Below are 582 nucleotides of genomic sequence, written 5' to 3'. Positions count from 1 at the left end.
TTAGAATGACGCCTTCAAAGTTAAGGGGTGGCCCTGCCTGGCGACGGGGAGTCGGGAAAGGCAGGGTCGACTGCGGGGACAAGCAGTACGTGAACAATATAAGAACATTGATAGGAGTCAAGCGGATGATTTGGCCCGGCCTGGGTGGCTAGCGAGCTCGGCATGGTCTTAGACAAGCGCATCGCTGGCTATCCTCCGGAGTTCCCAAGCCAGGTTGCCTGATCGGTCACTGTGTCAGCTTGCCTTCTTGCCGAGAAGCCCTGCCTTCGTTTCCTTGAACGGAACGAATCCAGGGAGGCCTTCGATGCGTTGAAGCCACTTCCTGACGGCCGGATAAGGTTCGAGCGAAACCCCACCTTCGGGTGCCTTGGCGATGTAGCTGTAGCCAGCGACGTCGGCGATTGTCGGCGTATTCCCAATGGCAAAATCGCGATGGGCCAGTTCTGCGTCGAGCACCATCAGCAGATGGTTGGCTGTCGCCTTGGCCTTTTCGTGGTCAATAGGCGCGCCGAAGATGGTCACCATGCGCGCGGCCGCCGGACCATTGGCGATCTGGCCTGCGGCCAGCGACAGCCATTGCTG

Annotated in this window: 1 protein-coding gene; it reads right to left on the bottom strand. The window is 59.3% G+C overall.

Going from position 1 to position 582, the window contains the following annotated elements; translation table 11 throughout:
* Window positions 1-234 precede the first annotated feature (234 nt).
* A partial coding sequence (locus ACX3P1_RS28345) for a glutathione binding-like protein (protein WP_459083163.1) occupies window positions 235-582 on the bottom strand: 348 nt, incomplete at its 5' end.

Source organism: Mesorhizobium sp. A623, assembly GCF_054489405.1.
Note: the sequence above shows the minus strand (reverse complement) of the source record. Positions and strands in the feature narration are given on the sequence as shown.